The sequence below is a fragment of the Nesterenkonia sp. PF2B19 genome (assembly GCF_001758425.2).
GTDB lineage: Bacteria > Actinomycetota > Actinomycetes > Actinomycetales > Micrococcaceae > Nesterenkonia > Nesterenkonia aethiopica.
This window is the reverse complement of sequence record NZ_MDSS02000114.1, coordinates 1-2372: the sequence shown is the minus strand read 5'-3', so window position 1 is coordinate 2372 and position 2372 is coordinate 1. Positions and strand designations below refer to the sequence as shown.

Below are 2372 nucleotides of genomic sequence, written 5' to 3'. Positions count from 1 at the left end.
CGATCAGGTCGCTCATCGTCGGCGCAGACCTGGGCGGCCGATCGACTTCGGCGATGAGCAGCAGGCCCGATACAAGGGTCGCAACGTCGTCGAACGATGCTTCAACCGGCTCAAGCAGTGGCGCGGGATGCTGCACGAACGGATAAGACTGCCCGGAACTTCCACGCTGGGCTCTGCCTCGCAGCGACTCTGCAATGGGTTTAGCAACACGCCCTAGGAGCTGAGGGGCTGCATCCGGTGGCCTACTGGACCGCCAGTGGGGTGATGCTCGCCGGGCTGGCCGGGGTGAGTGCCTGGGTGTGGGTGCGGGTGCGCCGCTGGGGGCAGCAGAAGCAGAATGACCCCCATCGGCTGGCAGGTACTGCCACCAGTGCCGACATCGCCAATGTCGCCACCTCCAAGGCCCTCTTGCGGCGGGCTGAGACGCTGAGGCCTTCCTTGGTGAAGCCGCGGGTTGAGGATGTGGGCTACCTGCTGGGGGCCTCTGCGGGCAAGCAGGTGTGGGCTTCGGTGGAGGACTCGATCCTGCTGATCGGCCCACCCCGCTCCGGTAAGGGCCTGCATGTGGTCATCAACGCGATCCTGGATGCCCCCGGGGCAGTAGTGACGACATCTACCCGGCCGGATAACCTCACCGCTACATTGCGGGCGAGGGAGAAGATCGGCCCGGTGGCGGTCTTCGACCCCCAACACCTGGCAGAGGGCATCCCCGCTGGGATGCGCTGGTCGCCCATCCGGGGGTGTGAGGACCCGCTGACGGCGATGATCCGGGCCACCGGGCTCGCGTCAGCGACTGGCATGTCCGCTGGCGGTGTCGAGTCCGGTGGGTTCTGGGAAGGCAAGACCCGTACTGCCCTCCAATCCCTCCTTCATGCGGCTGCGTTGGATCATCGGTCACCGGCTGAGCTGTTCCGCTGGACTCTGGACCCCTCAGCCGCCGCCGAGGCCGTGACCATCCTCTCCAGCACCCCCAGGGCAGCGATCGGATGGGATGACTCACTGGCCTCGATGCTGGAAGCTGACCCGAAGACCCGGGATTCCATCTGGCAGGGCGTCTCCCTGGCGCTGTCAGCGTTGGCTGATCCTCGGGTCTTGGATGCGGTCTCACCCCGGGCTGGGGAGGACTTCGACCCCGAACAGTTCATCCAGGACCGGGGCAGCCTGTTCCTGTTGGCCACCGGCGCAGGAGCCGGAGCCTCAGCCTCCCTGGTCGCCGCATTCGTCGAAGACCTGGTCGAAACCGCCCGGCGCATGGCCGCCCGATCGCCCGGCGCACGGTTGGACCCGCCGCTGCTGCTGGCGCTGGATGAGATCGGCAACCTCGCACCCCTACCGTCGCTGCCCACGTTGATGGCTGAAGGAGGCGGCACCGGAATCACCACCCTGCCGGTACTTCAGTCGTTAGCGCAGGCGCGGGAGAAATGGTCAGAGAACCAGGCCGGGGCGATCTGGGATGCCGCGATCGTCAAAATCATCCTCGGCGGGGCATCGAACTCCCGGGACCTCCAAGACCTCTCCACCCTCATCGGAGAACGCGACGAGTACACCGATTCAACCACCATCGGGGACCACGGCACCCGCTCCAACCAACGCTCAGTTCGCCGGGTCTCGGTGCTGCCACCAGACCGGATCAGGACCCTACCCTTCGGCACCGGAGTCACCCTGCTGCGGACCGCACCGCCGATCATCACCGACCTGCGCCGCTGGACCCAACGACCCGAGGCCACCGAGTTGAAGGCCGACCGGGAACAGATCGAAGCCATGCTCCAACACCACCCAGGCACCTAACCCGCCGGGGGCTGTGTCTCGGGTGGCGGGGTGCACCTGTCTGGCAGAGGCCACCTGCACCAGGCGGTGGCCGTGGCAGATAAGGAGCCCTGGTCATGGCGATCCATACCCAGCAGTCATTCTCCGGTTTCATCGCCTCAGCACCGCAGCTGAGCTACACCGAAAACGGTGACCCGCGCCTGTTCGTCAAGGTCGGCAAGGAGCACTACCAGCGCGAGGCAGACGGGACCTTCACGCAGAAGGACACCACCTTCCACAACCTGGTGGCCTTCAAAGCCGCCGCCGAACAGGGCCATGAACGTCTGGCGAAGGGCGACAAGATCATCGCCGAAGGCTACGTGCGCGAATACGAGTACACCGACGCCAACGGGCTAACCGCTCCCGGTGAGGAGTTCGTGGCCCGCCGGATCGGTCATGACATGGCCCGCACCCGCTACGAGGTGGAGCGCACGCCCCGCCGCAGTGTCGAACGCGACGCCGCAGGGGGGTCTGCTGAAGGTTCGGTTGACTTCCTGACTGCTCGAGCGAGCAGAGAGGATAGTCACTATGCCGAAGATCTACTCCGAGGAGTTCCGCGCTACCGC

At 66.0% G+C, this 2372-nt stretch carries 2 protein-coding genes; both read left to right on the top strand.

What is annotated here, in order from left to right:
- Positions 1 to 264: 264 nt before the first annotated feature.
- Complete coding sequence (locus tag BCY76_RS17110; RefSeq protein ID WP_083277394.1) at positions 265 to 1788, top strand: TraM recognition domain-containing protein; 1524 nt, start codon at positions 265 to 267, stop codon at positions 1786 to 1788.
- Between the two features lie 95 nt (positions 1789 to 1883).
- Positions 1884 to 2372: single-stranded DNA-binding protein (locus BCY76_RS17105; RefSeq protein ID WP_139827882.1), on the top strand; the 489-nt coding region annotated here is incomplete at its 3' end.